The 15,721-nt window shown below is 73.1% G+C and carries 14 protein-coding genes; 8 read left to right on the top strand and 6 right to left on the bottom strand.

The genetic code is table 11. The features are described from left to right. Window positions 1-80: 80 nt before the first annotated feature. Window positions 81-1,655, bottom strand: coding sequence for an LPXTG cell wall anchor domain-containing protein (locus O7604_RS08765; protein ID WP_269703127.1), 1,575 nt, complete (start codon window positions 1,653-1,655; stop codon window positions 81-83). A 166-nt stretch (window positions 1,656-1,821) separates the two neighbouring features. Between O7604_RS08765 and O7604_RS08760 the strand changes: the two genes are divergently transcribed. Together O7604_RS08760 and O7604_RS08755 are read left to right on the top strand one after the other, a co-directional pair. Next, complete coding sequence (locus O7604_RS08760; protein ID WP_281579370.1) at window positions 1,822-2,304, top strand: SigE family RNA polymerase sigma factor; 483 nt, start codon at window positions 1,822-1,824, stop codon at window positions 2,302-2,304. After that, on the top strand, window positions 2,304-3,359 hold the full coding sequence (locus O7604_RS08755) for an LCP family protein (protein ID WP_281579369.1): 1,056 nt from the start codon (window positions 2,304-2,306) through the stop codon (window positions 3,357-3,359). Before O7604_RS08760 ends, O7604_RS08755 begins: the two co-directional genes overlap by 1 nt. Before the next feature lie 12 nt (window positions 3,360-3,371). Here O7604_RS08755 and O7604_RS08750 read toward each other — a convergent pair whose 3' ends face one another. Beyond that, on the bottom strand, window positions 3,372-3,581 hold the full coding sequence (locus O7604_RS08750; RefSeq protein ID WP_018785499.1) for a hypothetical protein: 210 nt from the start codon (window positions 3,579-3,581) through the stop codon (window positions 3,372-3,374). A gap of 137 nt (window positions 3,582-3,718) precedes the next feature. Between O7604_RS08750 and O7604_RS08745 the strand changes: the two genes are divergently transcribed. Both O7604_RS08745 and fbaA read left to right on the top strand, forming a co-directional pair. Next, a complete protein-coding gene (locus O7604_RS08745) occupies window positions 3,719-4,102 on the top strand; it encodes a phage holin family protein (RefSeq protein ID WP_030500566.1) in 384 nt (127 codons plus the stop codon). Between the two features lie 131 nt (window positions 4,103-4,233). Next, complete coding sequence (gene fbaA, locus O7604_RS08740) at window positions 4,234-5,256, top strand: class II fructose-bisphosphate aldolase (RefSeq protein ID WP_281579368.1); 1,023 nt, start codon at window positions 4,234-4,236, stop codon at window positions 5,254-5,256. Between the two features lie 92 nt (window positions 5,257-5,348). Here the strand turns inward: fbaA and O7604_RS08735 are convergent, their stop codons facing one another. Next, a complete protein-coding gene (locus O7604_RS08735; protein WP_269703122.1) occupies window positions 5,349-6,560 on the bottom strand; it encodes a hypothetical protein in 1,212 nt (403 codons plus the stop codon). Between the two features lie 262 nt (window positions 6,561-6,822). On the opposite strand from O7604_RS08735, the gene O7604_RS08730 reads away from it, so the two are divergent. Further along, a complete protein-coding gene (locus tag O7604_RS08730) occupies window positions 6,823-7,251 on the top strand; it encodes a DUF3151 domain-containing protein (RefSeq protein ID WP_269703120.1) in 429 nt (142 codons plus the stop codon). Between the two features lie 51 nt (window positions 7,252-7,302). Here the strand turns inward: O7604_RS08730 and O7604_RS08725 are convergent, their stop codons facing one another. Both O7604_RS08725 and O7604_RS08720 read right to left on the bottom strand, forming a co-directional pair. Beyond that, window positions 7,303-9,234 (bottom strand): chromosome partitioning protein, encoded by a 1,932-nt coding sequence (locus O7604_RS08725; RefSeq protein ID WP_281579367.1) that lies wholly within the window; start codon window positions 9,232-9,234, stop codon window positions 7,303-7,305. A 74-nt stretch (window positions 9,235-9,308) separates the two neighbouring features. After that, a complete protein-coding gene (locus O7604_RS08720; RefSeq protein WP_281579366.1) occupies window positions 9,309-10,307 on the bottom strand; it encodes a diacylglycerol kinase family protein in 999 nt (332 codons plus the stop codon). Between the two features lie 121 nt (window positions 10,308-10,428). Between O7604_RS08720 and O7604_RS08715 the strand changes: the two genes are divergently transcribed. The 3 genes from O7604_RS08715 (at window position 10,429) to purD (ending at window position 14,197) form a co-directional block, all read left to right on the top strand. After that, the gene (locus O7604_RS08715) at window positions 10,429-11,718 is read left to right on the top strand and encodes an adenylosuccinate synthase (protein WP_120572356.1); all 1,290 of its coding nucleotides are present in this window, start codon (window positions 10,429-10,431) and stop codon (window positions 11,716-11,718) included. Window positions 11,719-11,929: 211 nt separating this feature from the next. Continuing rightward, the gene (locus O7604_RS08710; protein WP_281579365.1) at window positions 11,930-12,859 is read left to right on the top strand and encodes a type IV toxin-antitoxin system AbiEi family antitoxin domain-containing protein; all 930 of its coding nucleotides are present in this window, start codon (window positions 11,930-11,932) and stop codon (window positions 12,857-12,859) included. Between the two features lie 90 nt (window positions 12,860-12,949). Further along, on the top strand, window positions 12,950-14,197 hold the full coding sequence (purD, locus tag O7604_RS08705) for a phosphoribosylamine--glycine ligase (protein WP_281579364.1): 1,248 nt from the start codon (window positions 12,950-12,952) through the stop codon (window positions 14,195-14,197). Here purD and O7604_RS08700 read toward each other — a convergent pair. Then, window positions 14,181-15,668 (bottom strand): N,N-dimethylformamidase beta subunit family domain-containing protein, encoded by a 1,488-nt coding sequence (locus tag O7604_RS08700; protein ID WP_281579363.1) that lies wholly within the window; start codon window positions 15,666-15,668, stop codon window positions 14,181-14,183. The two genes, purD and O7604_RS08700, sit on opposite strands and share 17 nt — an antisense overlap. Window positions 15,669-15,721: the final 53 nt, after the last annotated feature.

Here is a 15,721-nt window from a genome sequence, read left to right as displayed (position 1 = left end):
CGTGCTGCTGGGTGTCTTTGCTTTCTATGTGGCGGTGCCCCGCCGACCTTGGGTCGGCGGGGCACCTGGGGTGCTTCGGGTCAGGCTACGAAGCGGGTCCGGCGGCGGCGGGTCAGCACGTAGCCGACCGCGCCGGCACCGAGCAGCAGCGCGCCGATGCCGGCGATCAGGCCGGTGGAGGAACCGGTGATCGGCAGCGTGCCGCCGTCACCGCCGCCCTGTCCACCGTCGCCGCCACCCGCCGCCGCGTTGACGACTACCTTGGCGGTGTCGTTGGCCGGCTTCACGTCGCGGTAGAAGCCACCGTCGCACTCGCACGGCACGTTGATCTTCACGAGGCCGGTGTCGTTGGCGATCACCTTGTCGATCTTCAGGCCGAAGTCGAGCGTGACGGTCTCGCCGACCTTCAGCTGCGAGCCGAAGTAGCAGCGGTAGTGACGCCCACCCGGCTGGCCGGGCTCACCCCACTCGTCACCCTTGACCGGCGCGCAGTTCTCCGGAACCGCCGTCGTGGTGGTGCCCTTCGGCACGTCGAAGGTCAGGTACGTGACCGAGCTGCCGGAGCGGCTGTAGTCCAGGGTGGCCGGGCCGTTGTTGCGCAGACCGATGGCCGCCTTGACCGTCGCGCCGGCCTTGCCGGTCACGGCGGCGCCGAGCGCCTCCAGGTCGGTGCTGTTGTTGCCGGTGACCTTCACCTCGAGGTACGTGCCGTTGTTCTCCGGCCGGGGGTCGGCCTGGAAGCCCCGCGCCGCGGCCTTGCCGGCGGCCTCGGCCAGCGTCAGCTTGCCGTCGGTGCCCGGCTCGCCGATGGTCACGTCGTAGTTGCCGAGGTAGCCCTCGAAGTCCTCGAACTCGTTCGGCGTCATCCAGATGATCTCGCCGTACCGGGAGCCCGGCGCCATGGTGTCCGCGCCGAGCGCGTACGGCAGCGTCGCGCCGAACGTGCCGCCGGCGGGAAGCTCCTCGTCGAACCGGCAGGTGCGCAGCTCGTCGCCGACGTACGTGCAGTTGCTGTAGTGCTTGGTGGAGTTCAGGCCGTAGTCGTTGTAGAAGATGACGGCGGCGCCCTTGGCGGTGGTCTCGCCGACGTTCGTCACCTTCAGCGGCGCGGTGAAGCTCTTGCCGGGGGCGGCAGACACCGTGGTTTCCGGGCCGGCCGCCAGGTCGACGCCCTCACCGACGCGCACCTTGGCCTCGTGCGAGACGCCGTCGAAGCCGTTCGCCGACAGCGTCACCTTGATCGTGCCGGCGTCGCCGTCCGCGGCCTTGTCGGTGGCCTTGATCTGCACCGGGAAGAGCCCGCCGTGGCCCCACTCGTCGACCTCCACCTCCCAGGGCAACGTGCACACGAGCACGTTCGCCGACGGCGAGGTGCAGTCGGCGGAGGTGTCCTCATCCTTGCCGACAGTCACCTTGCCGGCGAGGCCGGTGAGCTCGTAGCGGACGGTGACGTCGTGCAGCACGACCGGGGCCGAGCTGTGGACGGTGCTGGACTCGATCTTGCCGTCCGAATCGGTGGCGATCGTGGTGTCGCCGAAGAAGACACCGAGCTTGACCTCGGAGTCCGCGGCGTAGCCGGGGGTGGCGGAGGCGGCGACGAACGCGCCTGCGACGCCCAACCCGGCGAGCCAACGCCGGCTGGAGTTGCTGAGCATGTGGGGGTCCTCCCGTGGGGGTGTTCAGGTGGAGCCCACGGAGCTTAAAGATTCCTTAAAGGATCGCGTTGTCCCACATCATGAATATTGACCGAACGGATGATCGGCGCCACCGCAATGTTCCAGCTGCCCGGGACCGTCCATCAATCGGACACCGGGAGGTGCAGTGACGTACGAGGAGTTCGCCGACGCGCGGCTGGGCGCCCTGCTGCGGTACGCGGTCATGCTGACGGGCGACCCACACCAGGCCCAGGACCTGGTGCAGGAGACCATGGTCCGGGTCCAGCTCCACTGGCGGAGGGTGGCTCGCAGCGACGTCCCGGAGCGGTACGTGCGCCGCATGCTCACCAACCAGTTCATCGACTGGCGGCGCGGCTCGTGGGCGCGACGGGTGCTGCTGCGCGGCGAGGTCGACGACTCGGTGCCCGCCGCTGCCGACCACGCCCAGTCCACCGTCGACCGGGACCAGATCCGGTCCTGGCTGTCCCGATTGCCCCGGCGGCAGCGCGCCGCCCTGGTGCTGCGCTACTACGAGGACCTGCCGGACGGGGAGATCGCCGAAATCCTCGGCTGCGCTGTGGGCACCGTCCGGTCCAGCATCTCGCGCGCGCTGGCCACCCTCCGAGCCGAACTCGTGGAGGTCTGCTGATGATCGAGGACGAACTGCGGGCCGCGTTCGCCCGCCTCGAGGAGTCCACCCCGCCCGTCGGCCCGGTCCGGGCCGCCGTCGACCGGGCGGTCGTCATGCGCCGTCGGCGCCGTCGGCGCGTACGCCTGGCCGGCACCGCGCTGGCGGTCGCCGCCGTCGCGCTGGTCGGTTTCACCGCGATGGCGCCCCGGCCGCCGGCACCGACAGCGGCGCCCCTGCACGCCACGCCGGAGCCGGAACCCGGCGGCGCGCTGAACGTGCTGCTGCTCGGCGTCGACCAGGACGCCGGCAGCCGCCGTGCCGACTCGATCCTGCTGGTGCACGTGCCGGCCGACCGGAGCCGGCTCTACCTCGTGTCGCTCCCGCGCGACCTGCTGGTGCCGATACCGGCGCGCGGAGGGTCGGAGCAACTCAACGCGACCTTCTCCCGCGCCCCCGGGGCGGGCACCGACCTGGCCGCCGGCTACCGGACGACCCGCCAGGCGGTCGCCCGGCTGACCGGGGTACGCGTCGACGCCGGCGCCGTGCTCACGTACCCGGGGGCACGGGAGCTGACCGACGCGGTCGGCGGCGTACCGGTCTGCCTGCCGGAGCCGGTGCGCTCGGTGCACACCGAGCGACGGTTCCCGGCCGGGTGCCAGCGGCTGGGCGGCGCGGCGGCGGTGGACCTGCTGCGGCAGCGGTACGGCCTGCGCGACGGCGGACTGGACCGCGACCGCAACGCGGCGCGCTACGCCGCCGGCCTGCTCCACCAGCTTCGGGAGCAGGGCACGGCGACGGACCCGGCACAACTCGGCCGGCTGCTCCTGCGGGTCGGATCGGCCGTCACGGTCGACACCGGCGACCTGTCGCTGCCGGCGCTGGTGGGCGCGACCAGCCGGGCCGGTGGCGCCGAGCCGGTCGCGCTGAGTCTTCCGGTGCGCATCGCAGAGGAGAAGGGGCACGGATTCGAGCCGGACCCGGCACTCAGCCCCGGGTTCCTGGACGCGCTGCGAGCCGACCGACTGGCGGAGTGGGCCGCCGCCCACCCGGCCCGGGCCACCGCCCTGCGGTGACCCGGCGCCGCGTCAGCGGTAGTCGTCCTCGTCAGCGGTGACGACGCGGGCCTGCTCCATGGCGTCCCAGTCGTCGACCTCCATGCCGCGGTGCGGCTCGCCGTCGGTGTCGTCGGTCACCGTGGTGGCCTGCTCCACCGCGTCGGCCGGTTCGGCCTCCAGATCCCGCTCCTCCGGGGCGAGGTGGTCACTGGGCGCGAAGTCCTCGTCGGGCTGACCCATCGTCCCTCCCTGATCTCCGTGCGGGCATCGTCCCCACCACCGTACGGGCTGCTCCGGGCCGCCGCTGGGTGGCGGGCGGAACGCGGAGTCGGCGATTGTCCCGCTCCGGGAGCGCGGCCGGTGCCAGGATGGTTGCCATGGGCTTCCTGATCCGACTGGCGATCACCGCGGTCGCGTTGTGGATCGCGACGCTGATCGTGCCCGGGGTGGAGGTGAGCGGCCGCAACACCGGCAACAACGTGCTCACCCTGATCGTGGTGGCACTGGTCTTCGGCGTGGTCAACGCGGTGCTCAAGCCGCTCATCAAGGTGTTCGGCTGCGTGTTCTACCTGCTCACGCTCGGTCTGTTCGCGCTCGTGGTGAACGCGCTGCTGTTCATGCTGACCGACTGGATCGCCGGCGTGCTGAAGCTCCCGTTCCACGTGGACGGCTTCTGGGCCGCCTTCTGGGGCGCCATCGTGGTCGCGGTGGTGAGCTGGCTGATCAGCGTCGTCGTACCGGACCGGCTGGAGAATCGGTGAGCGGCGTCCGGGCCGGTTGCGCCCCGCTCGCGCTCCTGCGGGATACTGCCCGCGGTGGACAGCGCGGTCCGGCGCACCCATGGAAGACAGCGGCCTGCACGGCCGAGAGCGGTAAGTAAGGAGCGTTCGACATGCCCATCGCTTCCCCTGAGGCTTACGCGGAGATGCTGGACCGGGCCAAGGCCGGCCGGTACGCGTACCCCGCGATCAACGTGACCTCCTCGCAGACGCTGAACGCGGCGCTCAAGGGCTTCGCCGATGCGGAGAGCGACGGCATCATCCAGGTCTCCACCGGCGGCGCGGAGTACCTGTCCGGCCCGTCCGTGAAGGACATGGTGACCGGCGCCGTGGCGTTCGCCGCGTACGCGCACGAGGTCGCCAAGAAGTACCCGGTGAACATCGCGCTGCACACCGACCACTGCCCGAAGGACAAGCTGGACAAGTTCGTCCGGCCGCTGATGGCCATCTCGCAGGAGCGCGTCAAGGCCGGCCAGGAGCCGCTGTTCCAGTCGCACATGTGGGACGGCTCGGCCGTGCCGGTGGCGGAGAACCTGGAGATCGCCGAGCAGCTGCTCGCCGAGGCCGCCAAGGGCAAGATCGTCCTCGAGATCGAGGTCGGCGTCGTCGGCGGCGAGGAGGACGGCGTCGAGAACGCCATCAACGACAAGCTCTACACCACCGTCGAGGACGGCCTGGCCATGGTCGACGCGCTCGGCCTGGGCGAGAAGGGCCGCTACATGGCGGCGCTGACCTTCGGCAACGTGCACGGCGTCTACAAGCCGGGCAACGTCAAGCTGCGCCCCTCGGTGCTGCACGACATCCAGGTGGCGGTCGGCGCCAAGTACGGCAAGGACAAGCCGCTGAGCCTGGTCTTCCACGGCGGCTCCGGCTCGCTACTGTCGGAGATCCGGGAGGCCCTGGACTACGGCGTGGTGAAGATGAACATCGACACCGACACCCAGTACACCTTCACCCGCCCGGTCGCGGACCACATGTTCCGCAACTACGACGGCGTGCTGAAGGTCGACGGCGAGGTCGGCAACAAGAAGATGTACGACCCGCGCGTCTGGGGCAAGGCCGCCGAGGCCGGCATGGCCGCCCGCGTGGTCGAGGCCTGCGAGCACCTGCGCTCCACCGGCACCACCATGAAGTGACCCCTCGCGGGTAAGGAAGGGCCCCTTGTCAACCACTATGGTTGACAAGGGGCCCTTCCTCTACCGGAGGCGTTAAGAGGGGGCCCTTCCTTTCACTGCACCAGCAGGCGGATGGCGTCGTGCACGTCGTCGGTCAGGTGGATCGTGTGCGACAGGTCGCCGAACGGCGACGCGGCGAACAGCGGCCGCAGCAACGACTCCACCGGCAGCTCGGTGGTCCAGTACGTGCGGTCCAGGAACACGTACGCCCCGCTCGCCCCGTCGGTGCCGTAGAACGTCTTGGTGGCCGCCTGGAACACCTCCTGCACGGTGCCGGCCTTGCCGGGCGCGAACACGATCCCGCCCCGGGCCAGCCGCAGGATCGTGTCCTCCCGGATGGCGTTGGAGAAGTACTTCGCGATCCGGCCCGCGAACAGGTTCGCCGGCTCGTGGCCGTACAGCCAGGTGGGGATGGCCAGCCCGCCGGAACGGGCCCACTCGGCGCCGGGTGCCGACGGGCGGGGCGAGGGCAGCGACGGACCGTCCGCGTACCGCTTGCGCACCGCCAGCGCCGCCGCCGTGTACCGGTCGTGGTCGGTGAAGTCCGGCGCGACGGCGAGCACGTCGATCGCGGCGGACAGCTCCTCGGCCGGCCAGGCCGCGAGGAACGCGCCGAGGTTCGCCGCCTCCATCACGCCCGGACCGCCGCCGGTGACCACCAGGCGGTCGGCCCGCGCCAGCTCCCAGCCCAGCACGGCGGCCATCCGGTACGCGACGCTGCCGCGCGGCACCGCGTGCCCGCCCATCACCCCGACGACCGACTGCGGCCCGTGCGCGGCCAGCCACGACCGGGTGGCGTCGGCCAGCGCGTTGTCCACGCCGTGGTCGTGCAGTCGCTGCCCGAGCGCCTCGCGTACGTCCGGCAGCGCGCCGCCGTGCGCCCGGAAGTGCGCGTACACCCGGGTGTCGTACATCTCGGCGAACCCGCCCTCGGCGAACCCGGCGGCCAGCTCGTCGGCGGTGTAGAGGTGCGACGGCTGGGTCGGGTAGGGCAGCCCGGAGAACGGCGGGACCACGTTGGCGCCCCGGCGGACCAGGTCCGCGCCCACCTCGCGGCCGGCGAACCGGCAGCCCACGAAGAGCGTGCCGGTGACGTCGATCCCGCGCAGGTCGGGTACGGGGTCGAGGTCGAGGCGCAGGCCCTGCACGGTCAGACCGGCCAGGGTTCCCCCGGCCAGCCGCTGCTCGAACGCGGTGCGGGTCTCGATCTCGTTGACGTGGGGCGCGTGCGGCTCGATGACGTCCGCGGGTGGTGGGGTCGGCACCAGGCCATCCTGCCCCCGCGCGGCAAGTGCCGAAACCGGGGGCGGGAACGACAGGAGCCCGGCGGGCACGCCGCCGGGCTCCTGCGTAACCGGGTCCTGGGGAGGCTCCGGATCTGTATTTGTAGTGCAAGAACCACGGCGGCGGCATGGGCCGCGGGTACGTGTGCTCCCGCCGCAGGCGTGACGAAACCCTCAGCCGTTCAGCCAACCGTACGGGCGAGGCCCCTCGCGTACCCGTGGGCGAAGCGGGTTGAATGGGGCGATGCAGAACCTGTTGCCTGAGCCACCGGCCACCCTGCTCCCGGCCCACGAGGAGGCCGACGCCGCGCTGGCGGCGGCGGCCGAGCAGGGCACCGACGAGGCGTACGCCGAGGTCGCGGCCCGATTCCCGACCCACAGCGCGGCGTGGGCCGCGCTGGCCGGCCGCTCGCTCGCCGCGGGTCAGGTCGTGGCGGCGTACGCGTACGCCCGCACCGGCTACCACCGGGGCCTGGACCAGCTGCGCCGCAGCGGCTGGAAGGGTCACGGCCCGGTGCCCTGGTCGCACAAGCCCAACCGGGGCTTCCTCCGCTGCCTCTACGTGCTGTCCCGCGCCGCGGGGGAGATCGGCGAGGCGGACGAGGCGGCCCGGTGCGCCCAGTTCCTCCGCGACTGCGACCCGGCCGCCGGAGACGCGCTCTCCGGCGACTGACCACTGCCGCGACGGCCGGTCCCGATCCGGGGGCCGGCCGTCGCGCCCGTCCTACAGCCCTTCCGCCACCGACGCGGCGATCTTCAGCCAGGCGTCCCGGGTGGCGGAGGAGAGCTGCCCGTACCGCAGCGGCTCGCCGGTGTCGATGAGCCGCTCGTACGGCGCCAGCAGCACCGCCCGGGTCCGCGCCGCGAAGTGGGCCTGGATCGCGGGCAGGTCGATCTCCTTGCGTGACGGCGGCATCGAGACCACCGTCACCGCCTGCCGCACCAGCCGCTGCCGGCCGCTCTGCTCCAGGTGGTCGAGCATCCGGGCGGCGGTCTCGGCCGAGTCGTTACGGGCCGACATGGTCACCACGAGCTGGTCGGTGGCGTCCATGGCGGCCTGCCAGTTCTGCGCCCGGACGTTGTTCCCGGTGTCCACGAAGATCAGCTTGTAGAAGCGGCTGACCACCTCACGGATCTCCGCGAACGCGGCGGCGGTGAGCATCTCGCCGCCGGTCGCGGACTCGTCCGAGGCGAGTACGTCGAACATGCCCTCGCCCTGCGAGCGGACGTACTGCGACAGGTCGCCGACCCGGCCGTGCGGCCCCTGGAACTGGGCCAGGTCCCGCAGCATGTCCCGCACCGTACGGGCGTGGAAGTCCTGCTGCGCCCGCATGCCGAGGGTGCCCTGGGTCTCGTTGTTGTCCCAGGCCAGCACGTAGCCGCCGCGTTTCTGGCCGAACGTCATGGCGAGCAGCAGGATCGCCACCGTCTTGCCGGCGCCGCCCTTCGGGTTGACCACTGTCACCTGGCGCAGCCCGCCGAAGTTGCGGCGGACCATCTCGATGTCGCGCTTCATCTCCTGCTCGTGCCGCCCGGGCGCGAGCCGGACCAGCCCGATCTTGTTGACCACCGCGCGTACGCCCATGGTGGCCACCGGGTCGACCGGCCGGGCCTGGCGGCGGCGGGCGAAGTCCTCGGCGGTCGGGGGCACCGCCTGCTGCGCCGTCCAGCCCTGCTCCGGGTGGGCCGGGGGCTGATGCGCCGGCGGGGGTGCCACCGGGCCGGACACGGGCGCCTGCGGGGGCATCGGACCGCCCGGCTGTGGCACGCCGGTCTGGGGCGTCCAGCCGGTCGGCGGGTACCAGCCGGGCTGGCCGGGTTGCGGCTGATACCCGGGCTGGCCGGGTTGTGGCTGGTAGCCGGGCGGCGGGTAGCCGTTGCCGTAGGGGGACGGCTGCGCCGGCACGCCCGGCGACGGCGGGAACGGCCCGAGGCGCGGCGGCTCCGGCGCGGGACCGCCGGGCCCTGTCGCTCCGGAGCCGGTGTCCGGCGACGGCGGGGCCGGCGTACCGGCGACAGTGGCCCGGCCCGCGACGGTGCCGTCGGCGGGGAGGGCGTCGGACGGTGCGGGCGGTACCGCGGTGACAGTGGCGCGGCCGGAAACCGTGCCGTCTTCGGAGCGAGCGTCGGACGGCGACGGCGGCACCACGGTGGCGCGGCCGGACGCGGTGCCGTCGGCCTCCGCTGCCTCGGGCTCCGCGGCCGTGGCGTCGGCGGGGACCGGCGTGGTGGTGGAGTCCGACCCGGCCCGCTGCGGCGGCTGTGCCCACGGCGAGGTGGCCCGTCCGTTCCCGGCGCCCTCGTCGTCCGCGTCGGAGGTCTCCCGGGTGGCGGTCGTGTCCGGGGCGGTCGTGGTCGCCGGTGCCGGCTGGGCCGGTGACGGGCCGGACGTCGCCTGGTCGAGCGTGAACGGCAGGTCCAGGTCGACCGCGGGCGCCGGCGGCGTCGGAACGTCCGCCGCCGGTGGTGCCGGGACGTCCGCCGCCGGCGGTGTCGGAGCGTCGGCCGACGGGAGCGGCCAGGGCACCGACGCCCACGGCGGGATCGTGGCCGCCGCCGCGTCGGTCTCCTCCGGCGGCCAGAGCGGCTCGACGTCCCGCTGCGGCACCTGCGGCCGGCCCGGTACGTGGGCCCGGTCGTCGTTCTCGTGCACCACGGTTCCTCCCCATTCCTTCCGCCGAGGATAGGCGGTCCGGCCAGCGCCGCGAGCCGGGAGGGAATCGACCGAGGTCAGCCCGTCCAGACCGCCCAGGCGCCCGGCTCGGTCCACCAGGAGCGCTTGCGGCTCAGCTCGCCCTCGACGCCGTCGTCGAGGAAGGGCACCTTCTCGTCGCGGGGCACCACCGCCACCGCACGGCCCCGCGCCCGGCGCACCTCCAGCCGGACCTTCTTCCGGCCCAACGCCGACCGGCTCACCACCGGTACGGCGACGCCCACCGTCACCCGGCCGTCGGCCGGATCCGGACCGCCCAGCAGGTCCACCTCACCCAGGCGCGCGTACCCGCCCGCGTTGCCGATCGCGCACGCCGTGATCGGCTCGGTACCGTCGCTGAGCACAGTGCCGTCGACCTCGACCCGGGCCCGCCAGTGCAGCGGGCGACCGGCGTCGTCGGCGGCGCCGAGCAGCGCGCCGTCCAGCGTCACCGAGCCGCCGTCGTTGCGCAGCAGGTCCAGCCGCCGGGCGGTGCCGTCCAGCACCGCGGCGGCCACACCCGCCGGATCCCGGGGCAACCCGAGCTGCGCGGCCAGGTCCCGCGCCGTCCCGGACCGGGCCGGATCGAGCGGGAGTACGCCCACCGGGGGCAGGTCGGGCACCGTACGGTTGTCTGCGAGGTCCGCGGGGCGGCGGCTCGGCGGCGGAGCGTACCGGCGGACCAGCCGGCGCAGGACGGCGCGCAACTGGCCGTCACTCGCCGTGGCGACGACCAGCCGGGTCTTGCCGTCGGAGTCGGGCCAGGTGAGGCCGTCGGCGCGCGGCGGGCCGTCGAGCCGGGCCAGCACCTCGTCGATCTCCCGGTCCGATCGCGCGGTCACCGTGGTCACCCGGGCGCCGCGGGCGGTCAGCTCGTCCGCGCAGGCCAGCACCGGTACGCGCGGCGTCTCGCAGCGCTCCTCGCCGCTCTCGGCAGCGGTGTCGTCCGCGCCGCCGCAGCAGGCGCCGCCGCTGCCGCAGCCACCACCGGGAGCGTCCCGGTCCGAGCCGAGGGTGAGCAGCACCACGTCGTACACGAAGGAGCCTCCTGCTTCTCGACCAACCCCTGCTGGTCCCACCGTCACTACTTGTTAGCCTGACACCCCGGGCTCGCTGACCGGTCGCCGCCTGGCACCCGAGCCTTCTGGAGGCGAGAAGATGCCAGCGATCGTGCTGCTCGGCGCCCAGTGGGGCGACGAGGGCAAGGGCAAGGTTACCGACCTGCTGGGTGAGCGGGTCGACTACGTCGTGCGCTACTCCGGCGGCAACAACGCAGGCCACACGGTGATCACGCCGGACGGCCAGAAGTACGCGCTGCACCTCATGCCGTCGGGTGCGCTGTCACCGAGCGCGATGATCGTGATCGGCAACGGCGTGGTGGTCGACCCGAAGGTGCTGCTGCAGGAGATCGACGGCCTCGCCGAGCGCGGCGTGGACGTGTCCCGCCTGCGCATCTCCGGTGACGCACACCTGATCATGCCGCACCACCGGGCGCTGGACCGGGTGGTGGAGCGCTACCTCGGCAGCTCCCGCATCGGCACCACCGGCCGGGGCATCGGCCCTGCGTACGGCGACAAGGTCGCCCGGATGGGCATCCGCCTGCAGGACCTGCTCGACCCGGGCATCCTGCGCAAGAAGCTGGAACTGGCGCTCCGCGAGAAGAACCAGCTGCTGTTCAAGATCTACAACCGCAAGGCGATCGACGTCGAGGAGACCGTCGAGGAGTACCTCCAGTACGCCGAGCGGCTGCGCCCGTACATCGCCGAGACCCGGGTGATGCTCTGGGACGCGCTCGACCGCGGCGAGACCGTGCTGCTGGAGGGCGCCCAGGCCACCATGCTCGACATGGACCACGGCACCTACCCCTTCGTCACCTCGTCGAACCCGACGGCCGGCGGGGCGTGCGTGGGCGCGGGCATCCCGCCGACCGCGATCACCAAGGTCATCGCGGTGAGCAAGGCGTACACGACGCGGGTGGGTTCCGGTCCGTTCCCGACCGAGCTGTTCGACGACAACGGGCAGCACCTGCGCAAGGTCGGCCACGAGTACGGCACCACCACCGGCCGGGAGCGCCGCTGCGGCTGGTTCGACGCCGTGGTGGCCCGGTACGCGTGCCGCCTCAACGGCGTCACCGACCTGGTGGTCACGAAGCTGGACGTGCTGACCGGCCTCGCGAAGGTGCCGATCTGCGTCGGGTACGAGATCAACGGTGAGCGTTTCGACGACATGCCGATGACGCAGACCGACTTCCACCACGCCACGCCGATCTACGAAGAGCTCGACGGCTGGTGGGAGGACATCACCAAGGCTCGCACCGAGGACGAGCTCCCGGAGAACGCGCGGCGCTACATCGCCCGCATCGAGGAGCTGACCGGCACCCGGGTGAGCGTGGTAGGCGTAGGCCCAGGCCGAGAGGAAAACGTCCTCCGCCACCCCCTCCTCCCCTAACCCCCACCCCGTCCCCACCCCCCGGGGCCCCCGGTCCCCGCCCGGACCCACCCGGTTGATCATGAAGTTGACGGCCGTTTTGTAGATCCACATTGCCGCTAACTTCATGATCAACGGGGCGACGGCGAAGGCCGGTCGGGGTTGTCCACAGGGTTGGGTGGGTTATCCACAGGGGTCTCGCGTGGGTGGCGTGCGCGGGGACGCTCGGTGGGTGGAACGGGCTTGGGTGATCCGGCAGATCGCGAGTGACCAGGGTGGCGTCGTCACCCGTGCACAGGCGCTCCGGGCCGGCTTCAGCCGGCACGAGATCGACAATCTTCTCACCTCGCGTCGGTGGCGGCGGCTGGCTCGCGCGACGTACGCCGTCGACCGCCCCGGACCCGACGGCGCGGAGCGACGCCGTCAGATCCGGGCGGCGGTCCTGTCGCTGGGTCCGGAGGCGCACGCCGTTCTCGGCACGGCAGCCGAGCTGCACGGGATCGCGGGGCTGCCGAGGACGGGCACGATTCACGTCGCGGTGCCGGGGCACGCGGCGCGGCCGGCCCGTGTCAGGGATCCCGCCGTGGCGTTGCACCAGTTCGAGCATCCCGAGCAGGCGCTGACGACTGTCGACGGCATTCCGGTGACGGCTCCCACGCACACGCTCGCGGAACTCGTCCTCCGGGTACGTCGCTACGTCGCGGTGGCCCTGCTCGACTCGGCGCTCAACCAGGGACGGATCAGTGAGGACGAGTTCGCGGCCATCCCCGCCCTGATCGCGGGCCGCCGGGGCGTGGTGAACGCACGTCGTTACCTGGCCGAGGCGAACGGCGGCGCCCAGTCGCCGCTGGAGACGCGTACCCGTCTCCGGTGCGTCGACGGCGGCGTCCCGCCGGACGCACTCCAGGTCGAGGTGCGGGACGCCGACGGCTACCTGCTCGGCATCGGCGACATGGGCTGGCGGACCGCCCGGGTGATCGCCGAGGCGGACGGAAGTGGTCCGCACTCCACGCCCGATGCGCTCTTCGACGACAGGCAGCGGCAGAACCGTCTGACCAACGCCGGCTGGACCGTCCTCAGGTTCACCTGGCCCGACACCCTCCGTCCCGACTACATCCCCCAGGTGATCCGCCAGGCACTGGCCGCGAGGACCCGGCGTTGACCATGAAGTTGACGGCGATGTCGATCTCACATCCTGCCGTCAACTTCATGATCGACGGGGTGGGGTGGGGCGGTCAGTAGGATGCCGGTCGTGCGCGTACTTCTTGTGGGTGGTGGTGGGCGGGAGCACGCTCTCGCGCTCGGACTCGCCGGGGATCCGGCCGTCGAGGCGCTGTTCGCGGCTCCGGGGAATCCGGGGATCGCTGCGGTGGCGCAGTTGCGGGAGGTGACACCCACCGACCCGGCGGCGGTGGCGGCCCTCGCCGTCGAGGTCGCGGCCGACCTGGTGGTCATCGGGCCGGAGGCGCCGCTGGTGGCGGGCGTCGCCGACGCGGTACGCGCCAAGGGCATCGCCGTGTTCGGCCCGAGCGCGGAGGCGGCCCGGCTGGAGGGCTCGAAGACGTTCGCCAAGGACGTGATGACCGCTGCCGGTGTGCCGACCGCCCGCGCGTACACCTGCGAGGACGCGTCGGCGGTGGCGCGCGCGCTCGACGAGTTCGGCGCGCCGTACGTGGTGAAGGACGACGGGCTCGCCGCCGGCAAGGGCGTGGTGGTCACCGACGACCGGGCGGCTGCCGAGCGGCACGCCGCGGAGTGCGGCCGGGTGGTGATCGAGGAGTACCTGTCCGGTCCCGAGGTCTCCCTGTTCGTGGTCACCGACGGCGAGGCGGCGGTGCCGCTGCTGCCCGCGCAGGACTTCAAGCGCGTCGGCGACGGCGACACCGGGCCGAACACCGGCGGGATGGGCGCGTACGCGCCGCTGCCGTGGGCCCCGCCCGGCCTGGTCGACGACGTGATGCGCGACGTGGTGCACCCGACGCTGGCGGAGCTGCGCCGCCGGGGCACGCCGTTCGCCGGCCTGCTCTACGTGGGCCTGGCCATCACGCCGTCCGGCCCGCGGGTGATCGAGTTCAACGCGCGCTTCGGCGACCCGGAGACGCAGGTCGTGCTCGCCCTGTTGGAGACGCCGCTGGGTGGGCTGCTGCACGCCGCCGCCACCGGCACGCTCGGCGCGCACCCGCCGCTGCGCTGGCGCGACGGTGCGGCGGTCACGGTCGTGGTGGCGGCTGACGGCTATCCGGCGGGCCCGCGTACCGGTGATGTGATCACCGGCGCGGACCGCGCCGGGATCATCCACGCCGGGACCCGCCGGGACGCCGACGGCACGTTGCGCTCCGCCGGCGGCCGGGTCCTCTGCGGTACGGCGACCGGGCCGGACCTGGCCGCCGCGCGCGACGCCGCCTACGCCCTGGTACGCGACGTGGAGCTGGCCGGTTCCCACCACCGCACCGACATCGCGGCGGCGGCTGTGGACGGCCGGATCACGATCCCGGGCTGACCGGCCCGACCATCCGGTCGAGCACGTTCGCCGTGGCCCGCTCGATGCGCGGGTCACGGTGCCCCTGCCGGTCCAGTGCCAGTGTCCAGCCGAGCGTGCCGCTGGCGAAGACGACAGCTCCGCGTGCCGTCTCGTGGAGGTGGCTGCTCTGGAGTCGCCGCCCGCCCTGCTGGGCCGGGTACGGCGACGAGCTGAGCGCGGTTCCGGCGGGCCGGGGGAGGGCGGCGTGCAGCCCGTCCGCCTCGCCCGCGACCACGCCCGGGATGCGGTCGCCGTCGGCGACGCCGGTGCCGGCCCACACCCAGTGGTCGGCGGCGCGCACCACGAGCGGCTGCGGGGTCAGCACGATGCCGTTGTACTGCACGCCGAGCAGCGCCTGTTCCGGCCGGTCCAGGTCGCGCCAGGTCACTGTCGGGTCGCCGGTGCCGGCGCCCGGGTCGGGCAGTGTCTTGGCGCACTCGAGGACGCGTTCGGGGCGGCCGTCGGCGGCGGGGCGTACGCGGGCGTGCCAGTAGACGCTGTTCGCGCCGAGGAACGCGAGGCTGGTGCCCCCGTCCAGGCCGACCTCGGTGGCGCTGCGCATCTCGGCCGACCAGTACTCGTCGTGCCCGCAGAACACCAGACCCCGGTACCGGGCCGGGGCGAGTCGCCCGGAGTGCAGGTCGAAGCTGGTGGCGTAGCTGACGTCGTAGCGGTTGCGTTCCAGCCACCGGACCGCTGCCTCGTCGCGGTCGAAGTGGGTGGGCAGGCCCGCGTCGGCGTACGGGCGGTCGAACGAGACGGCGCGCGCCCGCAGCGCCGGGTCGCGCCGCCCACTGGGCCGGTAGCCGTTGTAGAGGCTCTTGCCGACCCGCCGGTCGCGCGGCCACTGGTTGTACGCCTGCCAGGTGGTCACCGGCAGCACCACGCAGAGCGCGGCCGGGCGCCTGTCGTCGCGCACCACGAACGGCGTGCAGGCCCGCCAGCCGCCGGCCGAGGTGAAGACCGCCTGGTAGAGGCCGGAGGTCCAGCCGTGCGGGACGGGCAGGCGCCAGGACACCGGCCACCGGCAGTCGAGCACACCTTCCGGGTCGGCGACCGGCACCGGCTGCGGCTTGCCCCTCAGCTCGGGGCTGGTCAGCATCGTGCGGGCGCCCGCGCCGTCGTACCAGCCGATGCGGTGCACGCTGATCCGGAACCGGCCGCCGGGATTGACGGCGACGTGGAAATCGATCACCTCGCCGGGGGCGACGCTCGTCGTCGAGGCGTACCCCTGGATCTGACGCCGCCTGTCGTCGGCGGCCGGGCCGCCGTGCGCGGGCCACCACGGCTCGCCGGCGGCGCGGTTCTCCCGTTCGACGGGCGGAACCGGCCACCGGGTGGGTGCGTCGTCGGGCCGGCTGCCGTGGACCGGCTCGAACGAGCCGAGCGCGGCGGCGGACGCGCCGCCGACGAAAAGGCCGAGCGCGGTACGCCGCCGAAACCGGTCCATTGTGGTGCTCCCCGTTGTCCCCGTCCGATCGGGGGAGAACGTAGCACCGGGCG

The sequence above is a fragment of the Micromonospora sp. WMMA1947 genome (assembly GCF_027497355.1).
In the GTDB taxonomy this organism is placed as follows: domain Bacteria; phylum Actinomycetota; class Actinomycetes; order Mycobacteriales; family Micromonosporaceae; genus Micromonospora.
The sequence above is the reverse complement of the archived record's forward strand: the minus strand, read 5'-3'. Positions and strand labels throughout refer to the sequence as shown.

Bases quoted from the DNA above. Each gene is read 5' to 3' on its own strand.
- O7604_RS08765 (WP_269703127.1), bottom strand. From the start codon at position 1,655: ATGCTCAGCAACTCCAGCCGGCGTTGGCTCGCCGGGTTGGGCGTCGCA.
- O7604_RS08755 (WP_281579369.1), top strand. From the start codon at position 2,304: ATGATCGAGGACGAACTGCGGGCCGCGTTCGCCCGCCTCGAGGAGTCC.
- O7604_RS08750 (WP_018785499.1), bottom strand. From the start codon at position 3,581: ATGGGTCAGCCCGACGAGGACTTCGCGCCCAGTGACCACCTCGCCCCG.
- O7604_RS08745 (WP_030500566.1), top strand. From the start codon at position 3,719: ATGGGCTTCCTGATCCGACTGGCGATCACCGCGGTCGCGTTGTGGATC.
- fbaA (WP_281579368.1), top strand. From the start codon at position 4,234: ATGCCCATCGCTTCCCCTGAGGCTTACGCGGAGATGCTGGACCGGGCC.
- O7604_RS08730 (WP_269703120.1), top strand. From the start codon at position 6,823: ATGCAGAACCTGTTGCCTGAGCCACCGGCCACCCTGCTCCCGGCCCAC.
- O7604_RS08715 (WP_120572356.1), top strand. From the start codon at position 10,429: ATGCCAGCGATCGTGCTGCTCGGCGCCCAGTGGGGCGACGAGGGCAAG.
- O7604_RS08700 (WP_281579363.1), bottom strand. From the start codon at position 15,668: ATGGACCGGTTTCGGCGGCGTACCGCGCTCGGCCTTTTCGTCGGCGGC.